We start from the raw sequence: 21829 nt of genomic DNA on the forward strand, positions 1-21829 counted from the left end.
GGCTTTTTTCTCCACCAGAATCCCCTGTGACGCTGCTTTTTGTCACCCAAACACTATAATGCACTAAAACGGTGCACGGAGACTGCTGTATGGCAACTGGCGCGCTGCCCGATGCTGGGCAGATTCTGAACTCTCTTATCAACAGCATCCTGCTGGTGGATGACGAGCTGGCGGTGCATTACGCCAACCCTGCGGCTCAGCAACTGCTGGCGCAAAGCTCACGTAAGCTGTACGGCACGCCGCTGCCCGATCTGTTGAGCTATTTCTCTTTGAATATTGCCGTTATGCAGGAAAGCCTGATGGCTGGCCAGGGCTTCACCGATAACGAAGTGACGCTGGTGATAGATAGCCGCTCACATATTCTTTCCCTGACGGCGCAGAGGCTGCCCGAAGGGTACATCCTGATGGAAATGGCGCCGATGGATAACCAGCGTCGTTTAAGCCAGGAACAGCTACAGCACGCACAGCAGATTGCCGCCCGAGATTTAGTGCGTGGGCTGGCGCATGAAATTAAAAACCCGCTTGGCGGGCTGCGTGGGGCGGCACAGCTGCTAAGTAAGGCGCTGCCGGACCCGTCGCTGGCGGAATACACCAAAGTTATTATCGAGCAGGCCGACAGGCTACGAAACCTTGTCGATAGGCTGCTGGGGCCGCAGCAGCCCGGTATGCACGTCACCGAAAGCATTCACAAAGTCGCCGAGCGCGTTGTGAAACTGGTGTCGATGGAACTACCGGCTAACGTCACGCTGGTGCGGGATTACGACCCCAGCCTGCCTGAGTTTGCACATGATCCCGACCAGATAGAACAGGTTCTGCTGAACATCGTGCGTAATGCGCTGCAGGCGCTGGGCAGCGAAGGAGGCGAGATAGTCTTGCGCACCCGTACCGCCTTCCAGCTAACGCTGCACGGCACGCGCTATCGGCTGGCAGCAAGAATTGATATTGAAGATAACGGCCCGGGTATCCCGGCTCATCTGCAGGATACGTTGTTCTATCCGATGGTCAGCGGACGAGAAGGCGGCACCGGGCTGGGGCTTTCTATAGCGCGCAGCCTTATCGATCAGCATTCGGGCAAAATCGAATTCAACAGTTGGCCGGGTCATACCGAATTTTCGGTTTACCTGCCTATTCGGAAGTAGAGGTCTTTATGCAACGAGGGATAGTTTGGGTCGTTGACGACGATAGCTCCATCCGCTGGGTGCTTGAGCGCGCGTTAACCGGGGCCGGGTTAAGTTGCACCACCTTTGAAAGTGGCAATGAGGTGCTGGACGCCCTTGCCACCAAAACCCCGGATGTTTTGCTGTCGGATATTCGCATGCCCGGCATGGACGGTCTTGCGCTGCTGAAACAGATTAAACAGCGCCATCCGATGCTTCCGGTCATCATAATGACGGCACATTCCGATTTAGATGCCGCGGTTAGCGCCTATCAACAGGGCGCTTTCGACTACCTGCCAAAACCGTTTGATATCGATGAAGCCGTGGCGCTGGTAGAGCGCGCTATTAGCCATTATCAGGAGCAGCAGCAGCCGCGCAACACGCCAGCAAGCGGGCCAACTACCGATATCATCGGTGAAGCGCCTGCGATGCAGGACGTTTTTCGTATTATCGGCCGCCTGTCGCGCTCCTCCATCAGCGTGCTGATCAACGGCGAATCAGGCACCGGTAAAGAGCTGGTTGCTCATGCCCTGCATCGCCATAGCCCACGGGCTAAATCACCGTTTATCGCACTCAACATGGCGGCTATCCCCAAAGATTTGATCGAGTCTGAGCTGTTCGGTCATGAAAAAGGGGCCTTCACCGGGGCTAACCAGATCCGTCAGGGACGCTTTGAACAGGCCGACGGCGGCACGCTGTTCCTCGATGAAATCGGCGATATGCCGCTGGACGTACAAACCCGCCTGTTGCGCGTGCTGGCCGACGGCCAGTTCTACCGGGTTGGCGGCTATGCCGCGGTAAAAGTAGACGTGCGCATCATCGCGGCGACCCACCAGAACCTTGAACTGCGCGTGCAGGAAGGCAAATTCCGTGAGGACTTGTTCCACCGCCTGAACGTTATCCGCGTGCATTTACCGCCGCTACGTGAACGCCGGGAAGATATTCCCCGGCTGGCTCGCCACTTCCTGCAGGTGGCAGCCCGTGAACTGGGCGTAGAAGCCAAGCTTCTGCATCCTGAGACGGAAAATGCCTTAACCCGCCTTGCCTGGCCGGGCAACGTGCGCCAGCTGGAGAATACCTGCCGCTGGTTAACCGTGATGGCCGCGGGCCAGGAAGTGCTGATTCAGGACCTGCCGAGCGAGCTGTTTGAGACCACCGTGGCCGAGAGCGGCGGCGTGGCGCAAACCAACCCCGATAGCTGGGCTATGCTGCTGGCCCAGTGGGCGGAGAGAGCGCTTCGTTCAGGGCACCAGGACCTGCTTTCAGAAGCGCAGCCGGAGATGGAGCGAACGCTGCTGACTACCGCGCTACGCCACACTCAGGGGCATAAACAGGAAGCGGCCCGCCTGCTGGGCTGGGGACGAAATACGCTGACTCGTAAGCTAAAAGAGCTGGGAATGGAGTAGCGCTTCAGCGCTTTGCGAAGGATAAAATAACGGCGGGGCTAAACCCCGCCGTTTTTATATCACGCGTGAGAACTGCTGGAGGCGCGCTTTTTGCCGCAGGTAAGTATCAAAGCACATGCAGATGTTGCGAATCAGCAAACGCCCCTTCCCGCTAACCTTAATTCCCTGCTCGTCCAGCTCCACCAGCCCGTCTTTCGCCAGCGGCGCCAGCAGGCGCAGGTCTTCGGCAAAATAGTCGGCAAAGTTTAGCGACCAGAGCTGTTCAATCTCAGCAAAGTTGAGCTGGAAATTGCAGATAAGCGCCTTAATCACGTCGCGACGAATACAATCATCACGCGTTAAGGCAAGTCCACGCCACAGCCCGTTGCCCCGCTCGTCCACCTGCTGATAATACTGCTTAAGTTCTTTCTGGTTCTGGGCGTAACAATCGCCAATCATGCTGATGGCCGAGACACCAAGCCCCAGCAGATCGGTATCGCCCTGGGTGGTGTAGCCCTGGAAATTACGGTGCAGTTTGCCTTCACGCTGGGCAATCGCCAGTTCGTCATCCGGGCGGGCAAAGTGATCCATGCCGATAAACTGGTAACCCGATCCCGTTAGCGAAGCGATGGTTTCCTGGAGAATATCCAGCTTCTGCTGGGCGCTCGGCAGATCGGCATCTTTAATCTTGCGCTGGGCGGCAAACAACGTTGGCAGGTGAGCGTAGTTAAAGACGCTAAGCCGGTGCGGGCTAAGCTCCGCGACGCGTTTCAGCGTAAAGGCGAAGCTTTCCGGGGTTTGCTTTGGCAGGCCGTAAATCAGGTCAATGTTGGTTGAGGTAAAGCCCAGCTCTCTGGCGCGCTTGATAAGAGCGAAGATAAACTCTTCGTCCTGCTCGCGGTTTACCAGGCGCTGCACCTCTTTGTTGAAGTCCTGAACGCCCATGCTCAGGCGGGTGAACCCTTCCTGGCGCAGGTGATCCAGCACGTCGAGTTCGATTTCTCGCGGGTCAACTTCAATCGATAACTCGGCATCGCCATTAAAGCTGAAATGCATGCGCAGGAGCGCCATCAGGCGGCTGATTTGCGCTTTACTCAGATAAGTCGGCGTCCCGCCGCCCCAATGCAGCTGGCTGACATGGCGGCCTTTAAACAGCGGTGCGCGATGGATAATTTCCTGCTCCAGCGCGTCCAGATATTGGTCAGCCTTGTGCTGCTGCCGGGTAACAATCTTGTTGCAGCCGCAGAAATAGCAAAGCTTGTGGCAAAACGGGATATGCACGTAAAGCGAGAGCGGGCGCTCCGGGTAACGGGCAACCGCCTGCAAAAACTCCGGCTCGCCGAAGGCTTCAGAGAACTCCAGCGCGGTCGGATAAGAGGTGTAACGTGGCCCTGAATAATTATATTTCTGGATCAGGGCCAGATCCCAGTCGATTAACTGCTCAGACATACTCACTCCTTGCGGTGATGTCGCCGGCGCCGACGAGGCGAAGGAGGCCCGCTCATTCCACGAACCATGGCCCTTCGCCGCAGCGAATTCTGCAGCCGCGACAGCCGCCGTAGTTTAACGAATAACCACAGCAGATAACACACCAGCGGAATAACCATAATAAGAACAGGTAATCCCATGGGAGTAACCTTTAGTTACCACCCTTGAGCAGACGCATTAAATCGTCGGCTTTTTCTTCTTCCTCTTCATCGTCTTCCCAGGCGATGCCGAGCTCGGCCATCAGGGCATCGATGCGGTCCAGCTTCGCATCAACCCAGGACTGCTCTTCTTTACTCAGGGTTTCGCCCGCTTCCAGACGTTCCAGCAGCCCGTCCAGGCGCTCATCGTTTTCCAGCATATCCAGCTCAGCCTGTGGTGTTAGCATAGGTTTCTCGCTCTTCGGTTTGTGCTGTTTAGCGACCGGTGGTGCTTCGGTTACGCCCAGTTGAATCGGTTTTTTACTGCCAATACGCGGGTCTTTAGTCTTACCTGCGGATTTGCCGCCCTGCGCCTGGCTTTCACCATTTGCACGGCTGCCAGCCGCGTGACCGCGGTGTTTTTTCTGACGTTTACGCTCACGCGCTTCCTGATCTACTTCTTCACGCGATTTACGGCGTACTTTTGCCGGTTTTTTGCCCTGCGGCGCTGCATTTTGTTGCTTCATAATAAGTCGTCTTAAGCCATTTTATTCAGTATAGAATTGCGGCGGAATCTAGCAGAAAGCAAGCAAAGAAAAAAGGCGACAGGTTAACCAGCCGTCATTTTCTTCATCTTGTTCCTCTTCTGGCGAGAAACACGGCGTTTTCTGCTCGTTCAGGTATAATCCCCGGCAAATGATTACCTGACGGGGACACCGTTGTGAAAAACTGGAACTACCAACTGACTAAGTTCGTGCTCAGCGCACCGGACATTCGCCATCTTCCTTCTGATACCGGTATTGAGGTTGCTTTCGCAGGCCGCTCTAACGCGGGTAAATCCAGCTCACTGAATACGCTGACCAATCAGAAAGGCCTTGCGCGCACCAGTAAAACGCCTGGGCGTACTCAGCTTATCAACCTGTTTGAAGTGGCAGAAGGCAAGCGTCTGGTGGATTTACCGGGCTACGGTTATGCCGAAGTGCCTGAAGAGGTGAAGCACAAATGGCAGCGCGCGCTGGGAGAATACCTGCAAAAGCGCAACAGCCTGAAAGGGCTGGTCGTACTGATGGACATCCGCCATCCGCTTAAAGATCTCGATCAGCAAATGATCCAGTGGGCCGTCGCCAGTAATATTGAGGTGATGGTGCTGTTAACCAAAGCGGACAAGCTGGCGTCAGGCGCACGCAAAGCACAGCTCAATATGGTGCGTGAAGCCGCGCTGGCGTTTGGCGGTAATATTGAGATTGAAGCGTTTTCTTCCCTGAAGAAAATCGGCGTTGATAAGCTGCGCCTCAAGCTGGACAGCTGGTACAACGACCTTCCGCCGGCGGTAGAAGAAGACGCGGCTGAAGAGTAATCACGAAGCACGGCTGAGGCCGTGTTTTTTTTCGCCCAATAAAAAACGCCCCAGTCATTTCTGACTGGGGCGGCTAAATATTCAGCCAAATCCGATTACGTGAAGTAAAAGGTCTGAAAGATAGAACATCTTACCTCTGTACCCTACGCGAATAACTCTACTCCTTTTTAATCGCTCAAAAAAGCATTTTTTGTAGTTTTTTTTCACTTTTTGCATCACATTCTTGAAGCATCATCACAAAAAGCTATGACTTATGTTGCTTAGTTACAAAAACGTGATCTGAGCTTTTAGCATTAATGTGCCTGATCCCAGTTTTTACCGCTGCCTACTTCCACCAGCAGCGGCACGTCGAGCGTCATACTGCTTTCCATCAGCTCGTGGATTTTCCGGGAGACGGCTTCCACATCGTCCTGATGTACTTCAAACACCAGTTCATCGTGTACCTGCATGATCATTTTCACCCGCGGCTTGTCCGCCAGCAGCCAGGCATCCACGGCTATCATCGCTCGTTTGATAATATCCGCCGCCGTTCCCTGCATTGGGGCGTTGATAGCCGCTCGCTCTGCACCTGCACGACGGGCACCGTTGCTGGAGCTGATATCCGGCAGGTATAAGCGACGACCATCCAGGGTTTCAACGTAGCCTTTATCTTTTGCCTGCGCCCGCGTGCGCTCCATGTACTCAAGCACGCCCGGGTAGCGTTCAAAGTAGAGATCCATATATTTCTGGGACTCTTTACGCGGGATGTTGAGCTGGCGGGAGAGGCCAAACGCGCTCATGCCGTAAATCAGGCCAAAGTTGATAGCCTTGGCGCTGCGGCGCTGCTCGCCGGTTACGCTTTCCAGCGGTAGCCCGAAGACTTCAGCGGCGGTAGCGCGGTGGATGTCTTTCCCTTCTGCAAAGGCGGTTAGCAGGCCTTTATCGCGGGAGAGATGAGCCATAATACGCAGCTCAATCTGAGAGTAGTCCGCAGAGAGGATCACGTAATCCTCAGGCGCAATAAAGGCCTGGCGGATGCGGCGGCCTTCTTCGTTGCGTACCGGAATATTTTGCAGATTCGGGTCGGTTGAAGACAGACGACCGGTTGCCGTAACGGCCTGATGATAAGAGGTATGCACACGCCCGGTTTTTGGGCTAATCATCAGCGGCAGTTTATCGGTATAGGTGGACTTCAACTTGGCAAGCCCGCGGTATTCGAGGATAACTTTTGGCAGCGGGTAGTCCAGCGCCAGCTCTTCAAGCACTTCTTCTGACGTAGAAGGTGCCCCGCCCGGCGTTTTCTTCAGGGGTTTAATACCCTGCTTCTCAAACAGAATCGTTTGCAGCTGCTTGGTAGAGGAGAGATTAAACTCCTCACCGGCAATCTCATGAGCCTTCAGCTCCAGCTCGGCCAGGCGTTTGGTTAATTCCAGGGAATGCGCGTGCAGGATAGCCGGATCGATTTTAACGCCGTTGCGCTCAATGCGGGAAATCACCGGCACCAGCGGCATTTCAACGTTTTTAAAGATATTCAGAGGACCTTCGGTCTTCTCAAGCTTCGGCCACATTTTCAGGTGCAGCTGGAGAGTAACGTCGGCATCTTCCGCCGCATAGCGCCCGGCAGTTTCCAGGTCTATCTGGTTGAAGGTCAGCTGTTTTTTGCCTTTACCGGCAATCTCTTCAAACGAAATGGTTTTATGCTTCAGCCAGCGGTCGGCGAGGCTGTCCATATCGTGGCGGCCAGCAACGCTGTCCAGCGTGTAGGATTCAAGCATGGTGTCAAAAGCAATGCCGCGCAGCTCAATGCCGTAGTTCTGCATGATGCCGCGATCATACTTCAGGTTTTGCCCAACCTTCAGCGCTTTTTCGTCTTCCAGCAGCGGCTTCAGCAACTCAAGAGCACGCTCGCGGGAAATCTGATCCGGGGCATCAAGGTAGTCATGTGCCACAGGGATGTAGCAGGCAACGCCCGGTTCGGTGGCAAAGGAAAGTCCGACCAGGTTGGCGCTGATGTTGTCCAGGCTGTCGGTTTCGGTATCGAAGGCAAAAAGCGGCGCTTTTTTCAGGCGCTCGATCCATTCCACCAGCACTTTCTCATCGAGGATCGTGACGTAGTTGTCATAAGAGAGCTGGCTGGCTGGCTCTTCCGGTTCGGCCTCAATTTCGATAGTTTTTTGCGGCTGAGAGGCCGGTTTTGCGCCTTTAGCCTGCATCCATTTACCGTTTTCAACGTCGGTTATCCAACGTTTGAACTCATACTGCTTAAACAGCCCCAACAGCTCGTCTGCCGCCGGCTGCTGGACTTCAAGCTGCTCACAGCCCAGTTCCAGCTCAACGTCGGTTTTAATCGTCGCCAGCTTGTAGGAGAGGTAGGCCAGCTCTTTGCTTTGCTCAAGCTTCGCCGCCATGGTTTTAGCACCGCGGAAAGAAAGCTCGGCAATTTTTTCCGGGTTTGCATAAAGCGTGTCCAGACCACCAAGCCCCTGCAGCAGCGCCTGGGCGGTCTTTTCACCCACGCCGGGAACGCCGGGGATGTTATCCGACGAATCGCCCATCAGAGCCAGGAAATCGATGATCAGTTCCGGCGGCACGCCGTATTTGGTCTGAACTTCTTCCGGCCCCAGAATCGTGTTGGTCATGGTGTTAATCAGCGTAACGCCCGGCGTTACCAGCTGCGCCATGTCTTTATCACCGGTGCTTATCAGCACCGGGCGGCCGACTTTTTCAGCCTCCAGCGCCAGCGTGCCGATAACGTCATCGGCCTCAACGCCGGATACCGCCAGCAGAGGCAGCCCCATGGCTTTGACCATCGCGTGGAGCGGCTCAATCTGCGCTCTCAGATCGTCCGGCATCGGCGGGCGATGCGATTTATAGTCTTCAAATAGCTCATCACGGAACGTTTTGCCTTTGGCATCAAACACCACCGCCGCGTGCGTAGGCTGGTATTGCAGAATCAGGCTACGCAGCATGTTAAGCACGCCGTACATTGCCCCCGTTGGCTCTCCACGGCTGTTCGTCAGCGGTGGAAAGGCGTGATATGCCCGGTAAAGGTAGGAGGAGCCATCAACGAGGATAAGCGGGTTGTCTGCGATCTGGACCATAGTGTTCCGTTCCATGCCTGTGATTAATTTATTGTTCAAGGATGCCATAGCCTGAACAAAAACATGAACTATTGGCAGCAATATGCTGAAAAGAATTCGTAGTTTGGGCGATCCTGCGCAGGATCAATGCTGTGGATAAGTTTGTGCATATTTTTTTAGCTTATGCACTCCATAAAATGATCCTTCTCTGGAAAATATTAAATGCTTATAATTTTCATAACGTTAACTAAATGATAGTTTAGCCGCACTAAATAGGCAGTGGATCGTTTGATGTGGATATATACTCAGACGAGCCACAACTGGCGAGAGTTTGTTCTGCCGCGAAAAGCAACGGATTAAAATCCTTTTCATTTGCCGAGCCGCCATTAGGGGTTTCTGATAAAATTCGCCGCTTATTGTCGTTCATACCAGCATCTCCACTATTCTAACCTTCTGAAATATTATTTATGTCGAGATTACTCGCAGCGCTCACCCTGACTTTAAGTGTTGTGCTGACTATTTTGCTCACGGTCGCCTGCTCCGTTCCGATCATTATTGCCGGGATCGTTAAGCTGCTATTACCCGTTCCGGCCATCTGGCGTTCGATCTCGGCATTTGCTGACTTTATGATGTATTGCTGGTGCGAAGGACTGGCGCTGCTGTTACGCCTCAACCCTTATTTAAAATGGGATGTGGAAGGTCTGGAAGGGCTGAGTAAAAAGAACTGGTATCTGCTGATTTGTAACCATCGCAGCTGGGCCGATATCGTTATTCTGTGCGTGCTGTTCCGCAAGCATATTCCGATGAATAAATACTTTCTTAAACAGCAGCTTGCCTGGGTTCCTTTTATGGGGCTGGCCTGCTGGGCGCTGGATATGCCTTTTATGAAGCGCTATTCGCGAGCCTATTTGCTACGCCATCCGGAACGCCGGGGTAAAGATGTGGAAACCACCCGCCGCTCCTGCATGAAATTTCGCTCGCACCCTACAACTATCGTGAATTTTGTCGAAGGCTCGCGCTTCACGCCACAAAAGCAGACTCAGACTCGCTCAGCTTTTAACTACCTGCTGCCACCAAAAGCGGCCGGTATAGCGATGGCGATGGGCGTATTAGGAAAGCAGTTCGACAAGATGCTGAACGTTACGCTGTGCTATCCAGAAAATGTATCATCACCGTTCTACGATATGCTCTCAGGAAAGATGACGAGAATTGTGGTGAGGATTTCGCTGGTGCCGATTAGCGAAGAGCTGCACGGTGATTACGTTAACGATAAGAATTTTAAACGCCGTTTTCAGCTGTGGCTTAATACGCTGTGGAGTGAAAAAGATGGACAGCTTGAACAGCTACATGCTGGAGGTAAAAAAGCCGGTCAATGACCGGCTTTTCCTTATTATTTCTTCTCGACCAGGTATTTCACCGTGTCGGCATACTGCTGAACAAAGATATCCATGCTGCTGGTATCCATGCCCTGCATATTCAGCTGATATTTACCGTTAACGTACATAGCCGGTACGCCCTGCAGCTGAAGATCGGCAGCCGCTTTCTCCTGCTGAGCGACCAGGGATTTCACCACGAAGCTGTTCCACGCCGCGTCATACTCTTCCGGCTTCACGCCAGCGTCGATAAACACTTTACGGATATCGGCATCGTTCTGCACGGTCTGGCTTTTCTGCACGGCTTCAAACATTGGGGAGGTGATTTTATCTTCCACACCCAAGGCCATTGCAACGGCCCACGCCTGAGTCAGGTCTTTGCCCAACGGGCCAAGGAACTCGACGTGGTATTTGGTCATTTTGGTGCCTTCCGGCAGCTTTTTCTTCACGTTATCAGAAACATGAAGAACCTGTTCGAACTGATAGCAGTGTGGGCAATAGAAAGAGAAAAACTCTAATACCTGCGGCTCACCGGTAGCCGGCTTGTCCAGGGTAACGTACTGTTTACCGTCGGTAAACTGTGCTGCAGATGCGCTAAATGCCAGGATCATGCCCGCCAGCGCCAGCCAAATCTTCTTCATAATCAACTCTCTCCTGAATTTTACTGATTAATACATTGGCGTTAATTGTAATGGAGGTTCACGCAGAACCCGGACCTGCTCTAGATATGTTGCAGTTTGTCTTCTCCAGAAATCCTCATCGCTAAACCACGGGAAGTTTCGGGGGAATGCGGGGTCATCCCAGCGCCGCATTAGCCACGCGAGATAGTAAACAATACGCATAGCGCGTAACGGTTCGATAAGAGCCAGCTCGCCGGTATCAAACGGGGAGAACTCTTCGTAGGCCTCAATGATGGTTTCCAGCTGTATGCGCTGTTCGGCTTTATCGCCGTTAAGCAGCATCCAGATATCCTGTACTGCCGGGCCGTTGCGGGCATCATCCAGGTCAACGAACAGCGGCCCGTCGCGCCAAAGAATATTGCCCGGATGGCAGTCGCCGTGCAGGCGAAGTGGCTCAAAGTCAGCGTTCCAGCAGCGTTTTACTTCCTCTATTAACGAGTCAGTCGCTATCAGGAACTCTTTCTTAAGCGCTGCGGGAATAAGCTTACTTTGCTCGAACGACTCTCGAGGCTGGAAAAGGTATTCATCCAGCCCGATACCAGGCCGATGCTGAAACAGCTTCTGCCGACCCGTTTGATGAATGCGCCCCAGATAACGACCAACCCACTCCATCTGATCGAGATTATCAGTTTCATACTGGCGACCGCCCAGGCTTGGGAAGACGGCAAACATAAAACCCTGATGCTGCAACAGGGTTTTGCCGGCAAAACGCAGAGGGGCAGCTAAAGGAACTTCGTCGGCCTGCAATTCCAGCGCAAATTGATGCTCTTCTTCAATTTGCTCAGGTGACCAGCGATGAGGACGATAGAACTTCACCACGAAGCGCTGGCGATCTTCATCCTGGAACTGGTAGACGCGGTTCTCAAAGCTGTTTAAAGGCGTTAGCCCCGAATCCACCCTTATACCCTGTTCAAATAGGGCGTCAATGATGGTATCCGGGTGTAGAGTCTGGAAATTAAAAGCGCTGTCTGTCATCCCGGCAACCGGAAGTAAATACGAATACTTCAGGATAACATTTCAAAACCGCTTAAGTGCCCCGACTTACAAGCTTTTACTCTTTAATTACTCCACGAGCCCGCAGCAGGGCCGTTTTAAAGTCCACTTCATAATCTTTTTTAAGACCAGGAATGGCTTCATCTTTTGCAGAATCACGCATTTTCAGGTGATAGATCAGCACATCGTCGGTGAGATCGGTAAGTTCACCGTTATAGCCTGACTCGCTGGCGAGTTTCTGTAAGAATTGTATCAGGTTAAGATCTGGCTCCTTCTGCCATGCGGGCTGAAGCAGTTCAAGAAGTTCGTTGAGGCGCTTACATTTCATGTTGGTGTTCCCTTATCACATGCGAGAAGCAACACGTTAGCAGGCTCAAACCCACATTAAAAGAGGCGATATTGGTGCAGAGATTAACTGAGATAACGGGTGTCGTATTGGCCGGCGGCCGGGGAAGCAGAATGGGCGGGAAGGATAAGGGGTTAGCCCTGCTAAACGGCAAGCCTCTTTTTCTCTATGTCCTGCAAGCCTTAGCCCCGCAGGTCGGCAATGTCGTTATTAGCGCCAACAGGAATATCGAAACTTACCGCGAGCAGAACGTTCGCGTAATTGAGGATTCATTAGCAGACTATCAGGGGCCTCTGGCCGGTATGCTAGCCGTTATCGAGGCCGTTGAAAGCGATTGGCTATTATTCTGCCCCTGCGACACGCCAAATATTCCCTACGACCTGGCTCAGCGCCTTTGGCAGGCACGCGGTAATGCGCAGACAGTCTGGGCTAATGACGGCCAACGCGATCACCCTGGCGTCACTTTGATTCATCGCTCATTACGTTCATCTCTGAGCGAGTATTTGCGCTCCGGAGAAAGGCGAGTGATGCAGTTTTTACTTAGTGCTGGCGGGCATGCAGTTATTTTCAATAACGATAAAGCCAGCTTTGCCAACATCAACACGCCAGATGAGCTATCCCAATGGCAAAAAAACTAACTAACCCCCCTTTACTGGCAATTGCGGCCTGGAGTGGGACAGGAAAAACCACCCTGCTCAGGCAATTAATCCCTCTTTTACTCGCGAGAGGCATCCGCCCGGGGCTGATAAAACATACTCACCACGATATGGATGTCGATAAACCCGGCAAGGACAGCTATGAGCTTCGTAAAGCCGGCGCGGCCCAAACCATAGTCGCGAGCCAGAAGCGCTGGGCATTGATGACTGAAACACCAGAAGAACCGGAGTTAAACCTGGACTATCTGGTTTCAAGAATGGACGCCAGCATGCTGGATCTGGTACTGGTTGAGGGTTTTAAGCATGAACCGGTAGCGAAAATAGTGCTGTATCGGAGTGAAACGGGGCACAGCGCTGAAGATCTGGAGCTCGATCGGCATGTTATCGCCGTAGCCAGCGACGTCACGCTGCCGGCCCCGGTACCAGGTCTTGATCTCAATGACCCGGAAATGATTGCTGATTTCATTCTTGACTGGATAAAACAGCAGTAGAGAATAATAGAGGGTGCCGCAAAGTGGCATTTTTACTATCTTATAAGACAAAAAGGCCACCCGTAAGGGCGGCCTTGATGTTTTATTTGATGCCTGGCAGTTCCCTACTCTCGCATGGGGAGACCCCACACTACCATCGGCGCTACGGCGTTTCACTTCTGAGTTCGGCATGGGGTCAGGTGGGACCACCGCGCTACGGCCGCCAGGCAAATTCTGTTTACTGACCGTCACTTCGTGACCATCAGTCTAATCCTGAACTTCGCTGAAAATCGATTTGTCTCGCAAAACACCTTTGGTGTTGTAAGGTTAAGCCTCACGGGTCATTAGTACTGGTTAGCTCAACGTATCGCTACGCTTACACACCCAGCCTATCAACGTCGTAGTCTTCAACGTCCCTTCAGGGGAATCAAGTTCCCAGGGAGAATTCATCTCGGGGCAAGTTTCGCGCTTAGATGCTTTCAGCGCTTATCTCTTCCGCATTTAGCTACCGGGCAATGCCATTGGCATGACAACCCGAACACCAGTGATGCGTCCACTCCGGTCCTCTCGTACTAGGAGCAGCCCCCCTCAATTCTCCAGCGCCCACGGCAGATAGGGACCGAACTGTCTCACGACGTTCTAAACCCAGCTCGCGTACCACTTTAAATGGCGAACAGCCATACCCTTGGGACCTACTTCAGCCCCAGGATGTGATGAGCCGACATCGAGGTGCCAAACACCGCCGTCGATATGAACTCTTGGGCGGTATCAGCCTGTTATCCCCGGAGTACCTTTTATCCGTTGAGCGATGGCCCTTCCATTCAGAACCACCGGATCACTAAGACCTGCTTTCGCACCTGCTCGAGCCGTCACTCTCGCAGTCAAGCTAGCTTATGCCTTTGCACTAACCTCACGATGTCCGACCGTGATTAGCTAACCTTCGTGCTCCTCCGTTACGCTTTAGGAGGAGACCGCCCCAGTCAAACTACCCACCAGACACTGTCCGCAACCCGGATCACGGGTCTACGTTAGAACATCAAACATTAAAGGGTGGTATTTCAAGGTTGGCTCCACGCAGACTGGCGTCCACGCTTCAAAGCCTCCCACCTATCCTACACATCAAGGCTCAATGTTCAGTGTCAAGCTATAGTAAAGGTTCACGGGGTCTTTCCGTCTTGCCGCGGGTACACTGCATCTTCACAGCGATTTCAATTTCACTGAGTCTCGGGTGGAGACAGCCTGGCCATCATTACGCCATTCGTGCAGGTCGGAACTTACCCGACAAGGAATTTCGCTACCTTAGGACCGTTATAGTTACGGCCGCCGTTTACCGGGGCTTCGATCAAGAGCTTCTCCTTGCGGATAACCCCATCAATTAACCTTCCGGCACCGGGCAGGCGTCACACCGTATACGTCCACTTTCGTGTTTGCACAGTGCTGTGTTTTTAATAAACAGTTGCAGCCAGCTGGTATCTTCGACTGCCTTCAGCTCCACCCGCAAGGGGTTTCACCTACCGACAGCGTGCCTTCTCCCGAAGTTACGGCACCATTTTGCCTAGTTCCTTCACCCGAGTTCTCTCAAGCGCCTTGGTATTCTCTACCTGACCACCTGTGTCGGTTTGGGGTACGATTTAATGTTACCTGATGCTTAGAGGCTTTTCCTGGAAGCAGGGCATTTGTTACTTCAGCACCGTAGTGCCTCGTCATCACACCTCAGCGTTAACAAGAGTCCGGATTTACCTAAACTCTCCGCCTACATGCTTAAACCGGGACAACCGTCGCCCGGCTAACATAGCCTTCTCCGTCCCCCCTTCGCAGTAACACCAAGTACAGGAATATTAACCTGTTTCCCATCGACTACGCCTTTCGGCCTCGCCTTAGGGGTCGACTCACCCTGCCCCGATTAACGTTGGACAGGAACCCTTGGTCTTCCGGCGAGCGGGCTTTTCACCCGCTTTATCGTTACTTATGTCAGCATTCGCACTTCTGATACCTCCAGCAGACCTCACAGTCCACCTTCGACGGCTTACAGAACGCTCCCCTACCCAACAACACCTAAGTGTCGCTGCCGCAGCTTCGGTGCATGGTTTAGCCCCGTTACATCTTCCGCGCAGGCCGACTCGACCAGTGAGCTATTACGCTTTCTTTAAATGATGGCTGCTTCTAAGCCAACATCCTGGCTGTCTGTGCCTTCCCACATCGTTTCCCACTTAACCATGACTTTGGGACCTTAGCTGGCGGTCTGGGTTGTTTCCCTCTTCACGACGGACGTTAGCACCCGCCGTGTGTCTCCCGTGATAACATTCTTCGGTATTCGTAGTTTGCATCGGGTTGGTAAGCCGGGATGGCCCCCTAGCCGAAACAGTGCTCTACCCCCGAAGATGAGTTCACGAGGCGCTACCTAAATAGCTTTCGGGGAGAACCAGCTATCTCCCGGTTTGATTGGCCTTTCACCCCCAGCCACAAGTCATCCGCTAATTTTTCAACATTAGTCGGTTCGGTCCTCCAGTTAGTGTTACCCAACCTTCAACCTGCCCATGGCTAGATCACCGGGTTTCGGGTCTATACCCTGCAACTTAACGCCCAGTTAAGACTCGGTTTCCCTGCGGCTCCCCTATACGGTTAACCTTGCTACAGAATATAAGTCGCTGACCCATTATACAAAAGGTACGCAGTCACCCCATAAATGAGGCTCCCACTGCTTGTACGTACACGGTTTCAGGTTCTGTTTCACTCCCCTCGCCGGGGTTCTTTTCGCCTTTCCCTCACGGTACTGGTTCACTATCGGTCAGTCAGGAGTATTTAGCCTTGGAGGATGGTCCCCCCATATTCAGACAGGATACCACGTGTCCCGCCCTACTCTTCGAACTCACAGTATGTGCATTTTAGTGTACGGGAGTATCACCCTGTACCCTGCGACTTTCCAGACGCTTCCACTAACACACAAACTGATTCAGGTTCTGGGCTGCTCCCCGTTCGCTCGCCGCTACTGGGGGAATCTCGGTTGATTTCTTTTCCTCGGGGTACTTAGATGTTTCAGTTCCCCCGGTTCGCTTCGTTAAGCTATGTATTCACTTAACGATAGTGTGACGAATCACACTGGGTTTCCCCATTCGGAAATCGCCGGCTATAACGGTTCATATCACCTTACCGACGCTTATCGCAGATTAGCACGTCCTTCATCGCCTCTGACTGCCAGGGCATCCACCGTGTACGCTTAGTCGCTTAACCTCACAACCCGAAGATGTTTCGCTTCGAATTATGAAAATTTGAGAGACTCGAACATGTCTTAACCTCATTCTTTATTACGGAAGAATGAGACGACATGTCGTTTCAATTTTCAGCTTGTTCCGGATTGTTAAAGAGCAAATATCTCAAACATGACTCTTTCAAGTCAGTTTTGAGATAGTTCGGCACGCAACTTTCACTTACATACCAGCAAGTGGCGTCCCCTAGGGGATTCGAACCCCTGTTACCGCCGTGAAAGGGCGGTGTCCTGGGCCTCTAGACGAAGGGGACACTGAAGTCTCAATCGCAAGACGCCTTGCTTCTCTACATCTATCAGACAATCTGTGTGAGCACTACGCGGGTTTGTATCTTTTAGGTAAGGAGGTGATCCAACCGCAGGTTCCCCTACGGTTACCTTGTTACGACTTCACCCCAGTCATGAATCACAAAGTGGTAAGCGCCCTCCCGAAGGTTAAGCTACCTACTTCTTTTGCAACCCACTCCCATGGTGTGACGGGCGGTGTGTACAAGGCCCGGGAACGTATTCACCGTAGCATTCTGATCTACGATTACTAGCGATTCCGACTTCATGGAGTCGAGTTGCAGACTCCAATCCGGACTACGACGCACTTTATGAGGTCCGCTTGCTCTCGCGAGGTCGCTTCTCTTTGTATGCGCCATTGTAGCACGTGTGTAGCCCTACTCGTAAGGGCCATGATGACTTGACGTCATCCCCACCTTCCTCCAGTTTATCACTGGCAGTCTCCTTTGAGTTCCCGGCCGAACCGCTGGCAACAAAGGATAAGGGTTGCGCTCGTTGCGGGACTTAACCCAACATTTCACAACACGAGCTGACGACAGCCATGCAGCACCTGTCTCAGAGTTCCCGAAGGCACCAATCCATCTCTGGAAAGTTCTCTGGATGTCAAGAGTAGGTAAGGTTCTTCGCGTTGCATCGAATTAAACCACATGCTCCACCGCTTGTGCGGGCCCCCGTCAATTCATTTGAGTTTTAACCTTGCGGCCGTACTCCCCAGGCGGTCGACTTAACGCGTTAGCTCCGGAAGCCACGCCTCAAGGGCACAACCTCCAAGTCGACATCGTTTACGGCGTGGACTACCAGGGTATCTAATCCTGTTTGCTCCCCACGCTTTCGCACCTGAGCGTCAGTCTTTGTCCAGGGGGCCGCCTTCGCCACCGGTATTCCTCCAGATCTCTACGCATTTCACCGCTACACCTGGAATTCTACCCCCCTCTACAAGACTCAAGCTTGCCAGTTTCGAATGCAGTTCCCAGGTTGAGCCCGGGGATTTCACATCCGACTTAACAAACCGCCTGCGTGCGCTTTACGCCCAGTAATTCCGATTAACGCTTGCACCCTCCGTATTACCGCGGCTGCTGGCACGGAGTTAGCCGGTGCTTCTTCTGCGAGTAACGTCAATCACTAAGGTTATTAACCTTAATGCCTTCCTCCTCGCTGAAAGTGCTTTACAACCCGAAGGCCTTCTTCACACACGCGGCATGGCTGCATCAGGCTTGCGCCCATTGTGCAATATTCCCCACTGCTGCCTCCCGTAGGAGTCTGGACCGTGTCTCAGTTCCAGTGTGGCTGGTCATCCTCTCAGACCAGCTAGGGATCGTCGCCTAGGTGAGCCATTACCCCACCTACTAGCTAATCCCATCTGGGTTCATCCGATGGCAAGAGGCCCGAAGGTCCCCCTCTTTGGTCTTGCGACGTTATGCGGTATTAGCTACCGTTTCCAGTAGTTATCCCCCTCCATCAGGCAGATCCCCAGACATTACTCACCCGTCCGCCGCTCGTCAGCGGAGTAGCAAGCTACTCCCTGTTACCGCTCGACTTGCATGTGTTAGGCCTGCCGCCAGCGTTCAATCTGAGCCATGATCAAACTCTTCAATTTAAAAGTGTTTGATGCTCAAAGAATTAAAACTGTTTATAAAATCAGTAGTCACTCTTCAAGACTTGATATTTTTTTGCATCCGAAGATGCTTGAGATATCAATCCTGCGAGTGCCCACACAGATTGTCTGATAAATTGTTAAAGAGCAGTGAGTTACGCGCTTTCGCTTGCTAACTCGAGGTGGCGTATATTACGCTTTCCTCTTTCAGAGTCAAGCGTTTATTTTCGCTTTCGTCTGACTGACTACCGGGTTGTTAAGCCGCTTTCGAAGCCGCTTTGCCGTGTCAGTGGAGGCGCATTATAGGGAGTTCTCAGAGCCTGACAACCCCTAATTTGAAAAAACTTTCTGACCGCATTCTTTTTCACCAACCAAGTACAGAAAGCCAGCAAATAACGGGCATTTGCTGCATAAATCACCGCTAAATTGCTGCCAATGGCATACTAGGCTGCGAAATACTGCTTAAGGAAATGCTTTATGTCTTTATCCACCCAACAACTAGCCGCCCAAAAAAACCTTTCTTATATGCTGGCGGAGAACCTGGCCCAGCGAATACTAAAGGGAGAATATGCTGTCGGCAGCATTCTACCGGGTGAGATCGAGCTGGGAGAGTTGTTTGGCGTCAGCCGCACCGCAGTTCGTGAAGCCGTAAAGACGCTAACCGCCAAAGGCATGCTGTTACCCCGGCCGAGAATCGGCACTCGTGTTATGCCACGCAGCCACTGGAACTTCCTTGATAAGGAGCTTATCTCCTGGTGGATGACCAAAGACAACTTCAGCTATGTAGTAGAAGACTTTCTGATTATGCGTAATAGCCTGGAGCCGCAGGCCTGCGCATTAGCAGCAATAAACAGTAATGAAGAGCAGCGTACGGAACTGATGCGCCTGATGGAGCAAATGATTGAATTGCAGGACACCTTCGACCGCCAGCGCTGGGTTGAGGTGGACATGGCTTATCACGAGCTTATCTATGAAATGAGTGGTAACCCTTTCATGACATCTTTCGCGAACTTATTCAGATCGATTTATTACAATTACTTCACCGCGATTACCGATAATGAAGTGATTAAGCTCGACTCGCATCAGGCCATTGTCGATGCCATTGTCCATGGAGAAGCGCAGGCCGCGCTTAACGCCTGCCAGGCACTGTTAAAGGAACCGTTCACTCATCGATAATTTCAGGCGTATTCAACCTTCAGGATCATAATGACTAAAACAGCACGCAGCATGGCCGGGCTTCCGTGGATAGCCGCGATGGCTTTCTTTATGCAGGCGCTGGATGCCACCATTCTTAATACCGCGCTACCGGCTATCGCCCATAGCCTTAACCGCTCTCCGCTGGCAATGCAGGCTGCCATCATTAGCTACACCTTAACCGTTGCCATGCTTATCCCGGTTAGCGGCTGGCTGGCCGACCGTTTCGGCACGCGGCGCGTGTTTATGATTGCCGTTAGCCTCTTTACCCTCGGGTCTTTCGCCTGCGCCATGTCCGGCACCTTAACTGAACTGGTGGCTTTCCGCGTCGTTCAGGGGATTGGCGGGGCCATGATGATGCCGGTAGCGCGGCTTGCTTTACTGCGGGCCTACCCGCGCAGCGAATTATTACCGGTGCTCAACTTTGTCACCATGCCCGGCCTGGTCGGGCCGATTCTGGGGCCGCTGCTTGGCGGGGTGCTGGTCACCTGGGCAAGCTGGCACTGGATCTTCTTAATCAATATTCCGATTGGTATCCTGGGCCTGCTGTACGCGCGCAAATATATGCCCAACTTCACTACGCCGAAGCGCGGGTTTGATATGAGCGGCTTCCTGCTGTTTGGCGCCGGCCTGGTGATGATCTCGAGCGGCGTTGAGCTATTTGGTGAGCGAATTGTTGCCAGCTACATCGGCATGCTGGTCATCTTTGGCGGCATTCTTCTTTTATTAGCCTATATCTGGCACGCTCGCCGCGTTCCTGCACCGCTTATTCCTCTTCCTCTCTTTAAGACCCGCACTTTCTCAGTTGGCATTGTCGGCAATATTGCCTCACGCCTTGGTACCGGCTGCGTACCGTTCCTGATGCCGCTAATGTTGCAAGTTGGGTTTGGCTACTCGGCGCTGATAGCTGGCTGCATGATGGCACCCACGGCCGTGGGTTCGCTCCTGGCCAAATCAACAGTCACTCAGGTACTACGCTGGCTTGGCTATCGTAAAACGCTGGTCGGCATAACCCTGGTGATAGGTCTGCTTATCGGCCAGTTTTCGCTGCAATCGCCGGGGATGGAGGTTTGGCTGCTGATTCTTCCTCTCTTTATATTAGGTATGGCGATGTCGACTCAGTTCACAGCGATGAACACCATCACCCTTGCCGACCTGACGGACGAAAACGCCAGCAGCGGTAACAGCGTGCTGGCGGTGACTCAGCAACTTTCGATAAGCCTGGGGGTTGCGGTTAGCGCCGCAGTTCTGCGCGCCTGGGAAGGGGTGGATAACGTCAATACCATCGAGCAGTTCCACTACACCTTGCTGACGATGGGAGCGATAACGCTGGTTTCCTCGGTGGTCTTTCTGCTGCTGCGCCCAAAAGACGGGCGCAACTTAATTAAAGAGCGCTATAAACACTAAACCGAACCGCGCTCCACCAGCTCTGGCGTCAGCAGTAAACGCTGCTGCGCCAGGTCGGGCTGCGCCATTCGATGGATAAGCACGTCAACGGCCAGCTCTCCCAGCTCATCTTTTGGCTGATGAATGGTGGTGAGCGGCGGCGTCATATAGCGGGCAAGCTCAATGTCATCGTAGCCAATAACGGCCATATCCTGCGGTACGCTCAGGCCAGCCTGATATAAAGCATGATAAGCCCCAACGGCCATCGCATCGTTACCCATAAATACCGCATCGGGCCGCGCCTCCAGCGCCAGCAGCTCGCCCATCGCGCTAAAACCACCCTGGAATTCAAAGTCACCGATAATTTCATAGCCGGGGAGGATTTCCAGCCCCGCCTGCGCCATCGCTTTGCGGTAGCCTTCAAGACGCAGCCGCGCCGGGGTTTTATCCTGCGGCCCGGCAATACAGGCGATACGGGTATAGCCGTTTTCAATAAGATGCTGTGTCGCCATCTCACCGCCGAGCAGCGAGTTGTCCTGAATGACATCGCTTTGCCCTTCGAACGGTGCCCAGTCCATCATCACGGTCGGGATAGTCGGATAGCGGTTAATAATTTCCGGTGAGGGCTGGTGCGTTTCGGTACACAGCAGAAGTAATCCATCCACCCGCTTTTGCAGCAGCGTTTCCAGATTACGATTCATACGGTGTTCATCCCCCTCGGTGTTGCACAACACCAGGCTGTAGCCGCGTTCAAAGCAGCTGCGCTCAACGCCGCGCACCAGTTCTGAATAAAAGGGGTTGCTACTGGCGGTGATAAGCATCCCGATGGTGTGGGTTTGATTGAGCTTGAGGCTTCGCGCCAGGGCGGAAGGGGCATAATTCAGCGTTTTAACCGCCTCATCAACTTTCTGGCGAATAGCATCGCTAACGAAGCGATCGCTATTAATGACATGAGAAACGGTTGAGGTAGAAACGCCCGCCAGGCGGGCGACATCTTTCATGGT

At 53.0% G+C, this 21829-nt stretch carries 16 protein-coding genes, 1 tRNA gene and 3 rRNA genes; 8 read left to right on the top strand and 12 right to left on the bottom strand.

Going from position 1 to position 21829, the window contains the following annotated elements; genetic code table 11:
• Positions 1 to 89 precede the first annotated feature (89 nt).
• Together glnL and glnG are read left to right on the top strand one after the other, a co-directional pair.
• Entirely contained in the window at positions 90 to 1139 is a 1050-nt protein-coding gene (glnL, locus tag ACG1VR_RS22790; protein WP_016538859.1) for a nitrogen regulation protein NR(II), read from the top strand.
• Between the two features lie 8 nt (positions 1140 to 1147).
• Positions 1148 to 2563 carry a nitrogen regulation protein NR(I) gene (gene glnG, locus ACG1VR_RS22795; RefSeq protein WP_016538858.1) on the top strand — a complete coding sequence of 472 codons (1416 nt, stop codon included), beginning with the start codon at positions 1148 to 1150 and terminating at the stop codon, positions 2561 to 2563.
• Positions 2564 to 2617: 54 nt separating this feature from the next.
• Here the strand turns inward: glnG and hemN are convergent, their stop codons facing one another.
• Both hemN and yihI read right to left on the bottom strand, forming a co-directional pair.
• Complete coding sequence (gene hemN, locus ACG1VR_RS22800; protein WP_395489844.1) at positions 2618 to 3991, bottom strand: oxygen-independent coproporphyrinogen III oxidase; 1374 nt, start codon at positions 3989 to 3991, stop codon at positions 2618 to 2620.
• 190 nt (positions 3992 to 4181) lie between these two features.
• The gene (gene yihI / locus ACG1VR_RS22805) at positions 4182 to 4694 is read right to left on the bottom strand and encodes a Der GTPase-activating protein YihI (RefSeq protein WP_016538855.1); all 513 of its coding nucleotides are present in this window, start codon (positions 4692 to 4694) and stop codon (positions 4182 to 4184) included.
• A gap of 194 nt (positions 4695 to 4888) precedes the next feature.
• Here yihI and yihA point away from each other — a divergent pair, with 194 nt between their 5' ends.
• A complete protein-coding gene (yihA, locus tag ACG1VR_RS22810) occupies positions 4889 to 5524 on the top strand; it encodes a ribosome biogenesis GTP-binding protein YihA/YsxC (protein WP_016538854.1) in 636 nt (211 codons plus the stop codon).
• A 293-nt stretch (positions 5525 to 5817) separates the two neighbouring features.
• Here the strand turns inward: yihA and polA are convergent, their stop codons facing one another.
• Together polA and ACG1VR_RS22820 are read right to left on the bottom strand one after the other, a co-directional pair.
• Positions 5818 to 8604 carry a DNA polymerase I gene (polA, locus tag ACG1VR_RS22815; protein ID WP_395489845.1) on the bottom strand — a complete coding sequence of 929 codons (2787 nt, stop codon included), beginning with the start codon at positions 8602 to 8604 and terminating at the stop codon, positions 5818 to 5820.
• A gap of 247 nt (positions 8605 to 8851) precedes the next feature.
• Entirely contained in the window at positions 8852 to 9010 is a 159-nt protein-coding gene (locus ACG1VR_RS22820; RefSeq protein ID WP_172568687.1) for a hypothetical protein, read from the bottom strand.
• A 40-nt stretch (positions 9011 to 9050) separates the two neighbouring features.
• Here ACG1VR_RS22820 and ACG1VR_RS22825 point away from each other — a divergent pair, with 40 nt between their 5' ends.
• A complete protein-coding gene (locus ACG1VR_RS22825) occupies positions 9051 to 9959 on the top strand; it encodes an acyltransferase (RefSeq protein ID WP_016538852.1) in 909 nt (302 codons plus the stop codon).
• Positions 9960 to 9973: 14 nt separating this feature from the next.
• Here ACG1VR_RS22825 and dsbA read toward each other — a convergent pair whose 3' ends face one another.
• The 3 genes from dsbA to ACG1VR_RS22840 all read right to left on the bottom strand — a co-directional run bounded on the left by dsbA (position 9974) and on the right by ACG1VR_RS22840 (position 11957).
• Entirely contained in the window at positions 9974 to 10597 is a 624-nt protein-coding gene (gene dsbA / locus ACG1VR_RS22830; protein WP_016538851.1) for a thiol:disulfide interchange protein DsbA, read from the bottom strand.
• A 27-nt stretch (positions 10598 to 10624) separates the two neighbouring features.
• Complete coding sequence (locus ACG1VR_RS22835; RefSeq protein WP_395489846.1) at positions 10625 to 11611, bottom strand: serine/threonine protein kinase; 987 nt, start codon at positions 11609 to 11611, stop codon at positions 10625 to 10627.
• A gap of 76 nt (positions 11612 to 11687) precedes the next feature.
• Complete coding sequence (locus ACG1VR_RS22840) at positions 11688 to 11957, bottom strand: YihD family protein (RefSeq protein WP_172568689.1); 270 nt, start codon at positions 11955 to 11957, stop codon at positions 11688 to 11690.
• Between the two features lie 131 nt (positions 11958 to 12088).
• Between ACG1VR_RS22840 and mobA the strand changes: the two genes are divergently transcribed.
• Both mobA and mobB read left to right on the top strand, forming a co-directional pair.
• A complete protein-coding gene (mobA, locus tag ACG1VR_RS22845; protein ID WP_395489847.1) occupies positions 12089 to 12613 on the top strand; it encodes a molybdenum cofactor guanylyltransferase MobA in 525 nt (174 codons plus the stop codon).
• Positions 12598 to 13122: a molybdopterin-guanine dinucleotide biosynthesis protein MobB gene (mobB, locus tag ACG1VR_RS22850; protein WP_395489848.1), complete on the top strand. Its 525-nt coding sequence runs from the start codon at positions 12598 to 12600 to the stop codon at positions 13120 to 13122. Before mobA ends, mobB begins: the two co-directional genes overlap by 16 nt.
• A gap of 91 nt (positions 13123 to 13213) precedes the next feature.
• Here mobB and rrf read toward each other — a convergent pair.
• The 4 genes from rrf to ACG1VR_RS22870 form a co-directional block, all read right to left on the bottom strand.
• A 5S ribosomal RNA gene (gene rrf, locus ACG1VR_RS22855) occupies positions 13214 to 13329 on the bottom strand.
• 95 nt (positions 13330 to 13424) lie between these two features.
• Positions 13425 to 16332 (bottom strand): 23S ribosomal RNA (locus tag ACG1VR_RS22860).
• Between the two features lie 212 nt (positions 16333 to 16544).
• Positions 16545 to 16620, bottom strand: a tRNA-Glu gene (locus ACG1VR_RS22865).
• Positions 16621 to 16706: 86 nt separating this feature from the next.
• Positions 16707 to 18248, bottom strand: a 16S ribosomal RNA gene (locus ACG1VR_RS22870).
• The 16S, 23S and 5S rRNA genes sit together here with 1 tRNA gene alongside, the layout of an rRNA operon.
• A 474-nt stretch (positions 18249 to 18722) precedes the next feature.
• Between ACG1VR_RS22870 and ACG1VR_RS22875 the strand changes: the two genes are divergently transcribed.
• Positions 18723 to 19421, top strand: coding sequence for a FadR/GntR family transcriptional regulator (locus tag ACG1VR_RS22875; protein ID WP_016538846.1), 699 nt, complete (start codon positions 18723 to 18725; stop codon positions 19419 to 19421).
• Positions 19422 to 19451: 30 nt separating this feature from the next.
• Positions 19452 to 20846 (top strand): multidrug transporter subunit MdtD, encoded by a 1395-nt coding sequence (gene mdtD / locus ACG1VR_RS22880; protein WP_395489849.1) that lies wholly within the window; start codon positions 19452 to 19454, stop codon positions 20844 to 20846.
• On the opposite strand, the gene rbsR is transcribed toward mdtD, so the two are convergent.
• Positions 20843 to 21826: a ribose operon transcriptional repressor RbsR gene (rbsR, locus tag ACG1VR_RS22885; RefSeq protein WP_395491138.1), complete on the bottom strand. Its 984-nt coding sequence runs from the start codon at positions 21824 to 21826 to the stop codon at positions 20843 to 20845. The two genes, mdtD and rbsR, sit on opposite strands and share 4 nt — an antisense overlap.
• Positions 21827 to 21829: the final 3 nt, after the last annotated feature.

The sequence above is a fragment of the Cedecea davisae genome (genome assembly GCF_044095835.1).
In the GTDB taxonomy this organism is placed as follows: domain Bacteria; phylum Pseudomonadota; class Gammaproteobacteria; order Enterobacterales; family Enterobacteriaceae; genus Cedecea; species Cedecea davisae.

Excerpts from the sequence above, each read along its gene's own strand:
- glnL (WP_016538859.1), top strand. The coding sequence starts at position 90 with ATGGCAACTGGCGCGCTGCCCGATGCTGGGCAGATTCTGAACTCTCTT.
- glnG (WP_016538858.1), top strand. The coding sequence starts at position 1,148 with ATGCAACGAGGGATAGTTTGGGTCGTTGACGACGATAGCTCCATCCGC.
- hemN (WP_395489844.1), bottom strand. The coding sequence starts at position 3,991 with ATGTCTGAGCAGTTAATCGACTGGGATCTGGCCCTGATCCAGAAATAT.
- yihI (WP_016538855.1), bottom strand. The coding sequence starts at position 4,694 with ATGAAGCAACAAAATGCAGCGCCGCAGGGCAAAAAACCGGCAAAAGTA.
- polA (WP_395489845.1), bottom strand. The coding sequence starts at position 8,604 with ATGGTCCAGATCGCAGACAACCCGCTTATCCTCGTTGATGGCTCCTCC.
- ACG1VR_RS22820 (WP_172568687.1), bottom strand. The coding sequence starts at position 9,010 with ATGAACGACAATAAGCGGCGAATTTTATCAGAAACCCCTAATGGCGGC.
- ACG1VR_RS22825 (WP_016538852.1), top strand. The coding sequence starts at position 9,051 with ATGTCGAGATTACTCGCAGCGCTCACCCTGACTTTAAGTGTTGTGCTG.
- dsbA (WP_016538851.1), bottom strand. The coding sequence starts at position 10,597 with ATGAAGAAGATTTGGCTGGCGCTGGCGGGCATGATCCTGGCATTTAGC.
- ACG1VR_RS22835 (WP_395489846.1), bottom strand. The coding sequence starts at position 11,611 with ATGACAGACAGCGCTTTTAATTTCCAGACTCTACACCCGGATACCATC.
- ACG1VR_RS22840 (WP_172568689.1), bottom strand. The coding sequence starts at position 11,957 with ATGAAATGTAAGCGCCTCAACGAACTTCTTGAACTGCTTCAGCCCGCA.
- mobA (WP_395489847.1), top strand. The coding sequence starts at position 12,089 with ATGGGCGGGAAGGATAAGGGGTTAGCCCTGCTAAACGGCAAGCCTCTT.
- mobB (WP_395489848.1), top strand. The coding sequence starts at position 12,598 with ATGGCAAAAAAACTAACTAACCCCCCTTTACTGGCAATTGCGGCCTGG.
- ACG1VR_RS22875 (WP_016538846.1), top strand. The coding sequence starts at position 18,723 with ATGTCTTTATCCACCCAACAACTAGCCGCCCAAAAAAACCTTTCTTAT.
- mdtD (WP_395489849.1), top strand. The coding sequence starts at position 19,452 with ATGACTAAAACAGCACGCAGCATGGCCGGGCTTCCGTGGATAGCCGCG.
- rbsR (WP_395491138.1), bottom strand. The coding sequence starts at position 21,826 with ATGAAAGATGTCGCCCGCCTGGCGGGCGTTTCTACCTCAACCGTTTCT.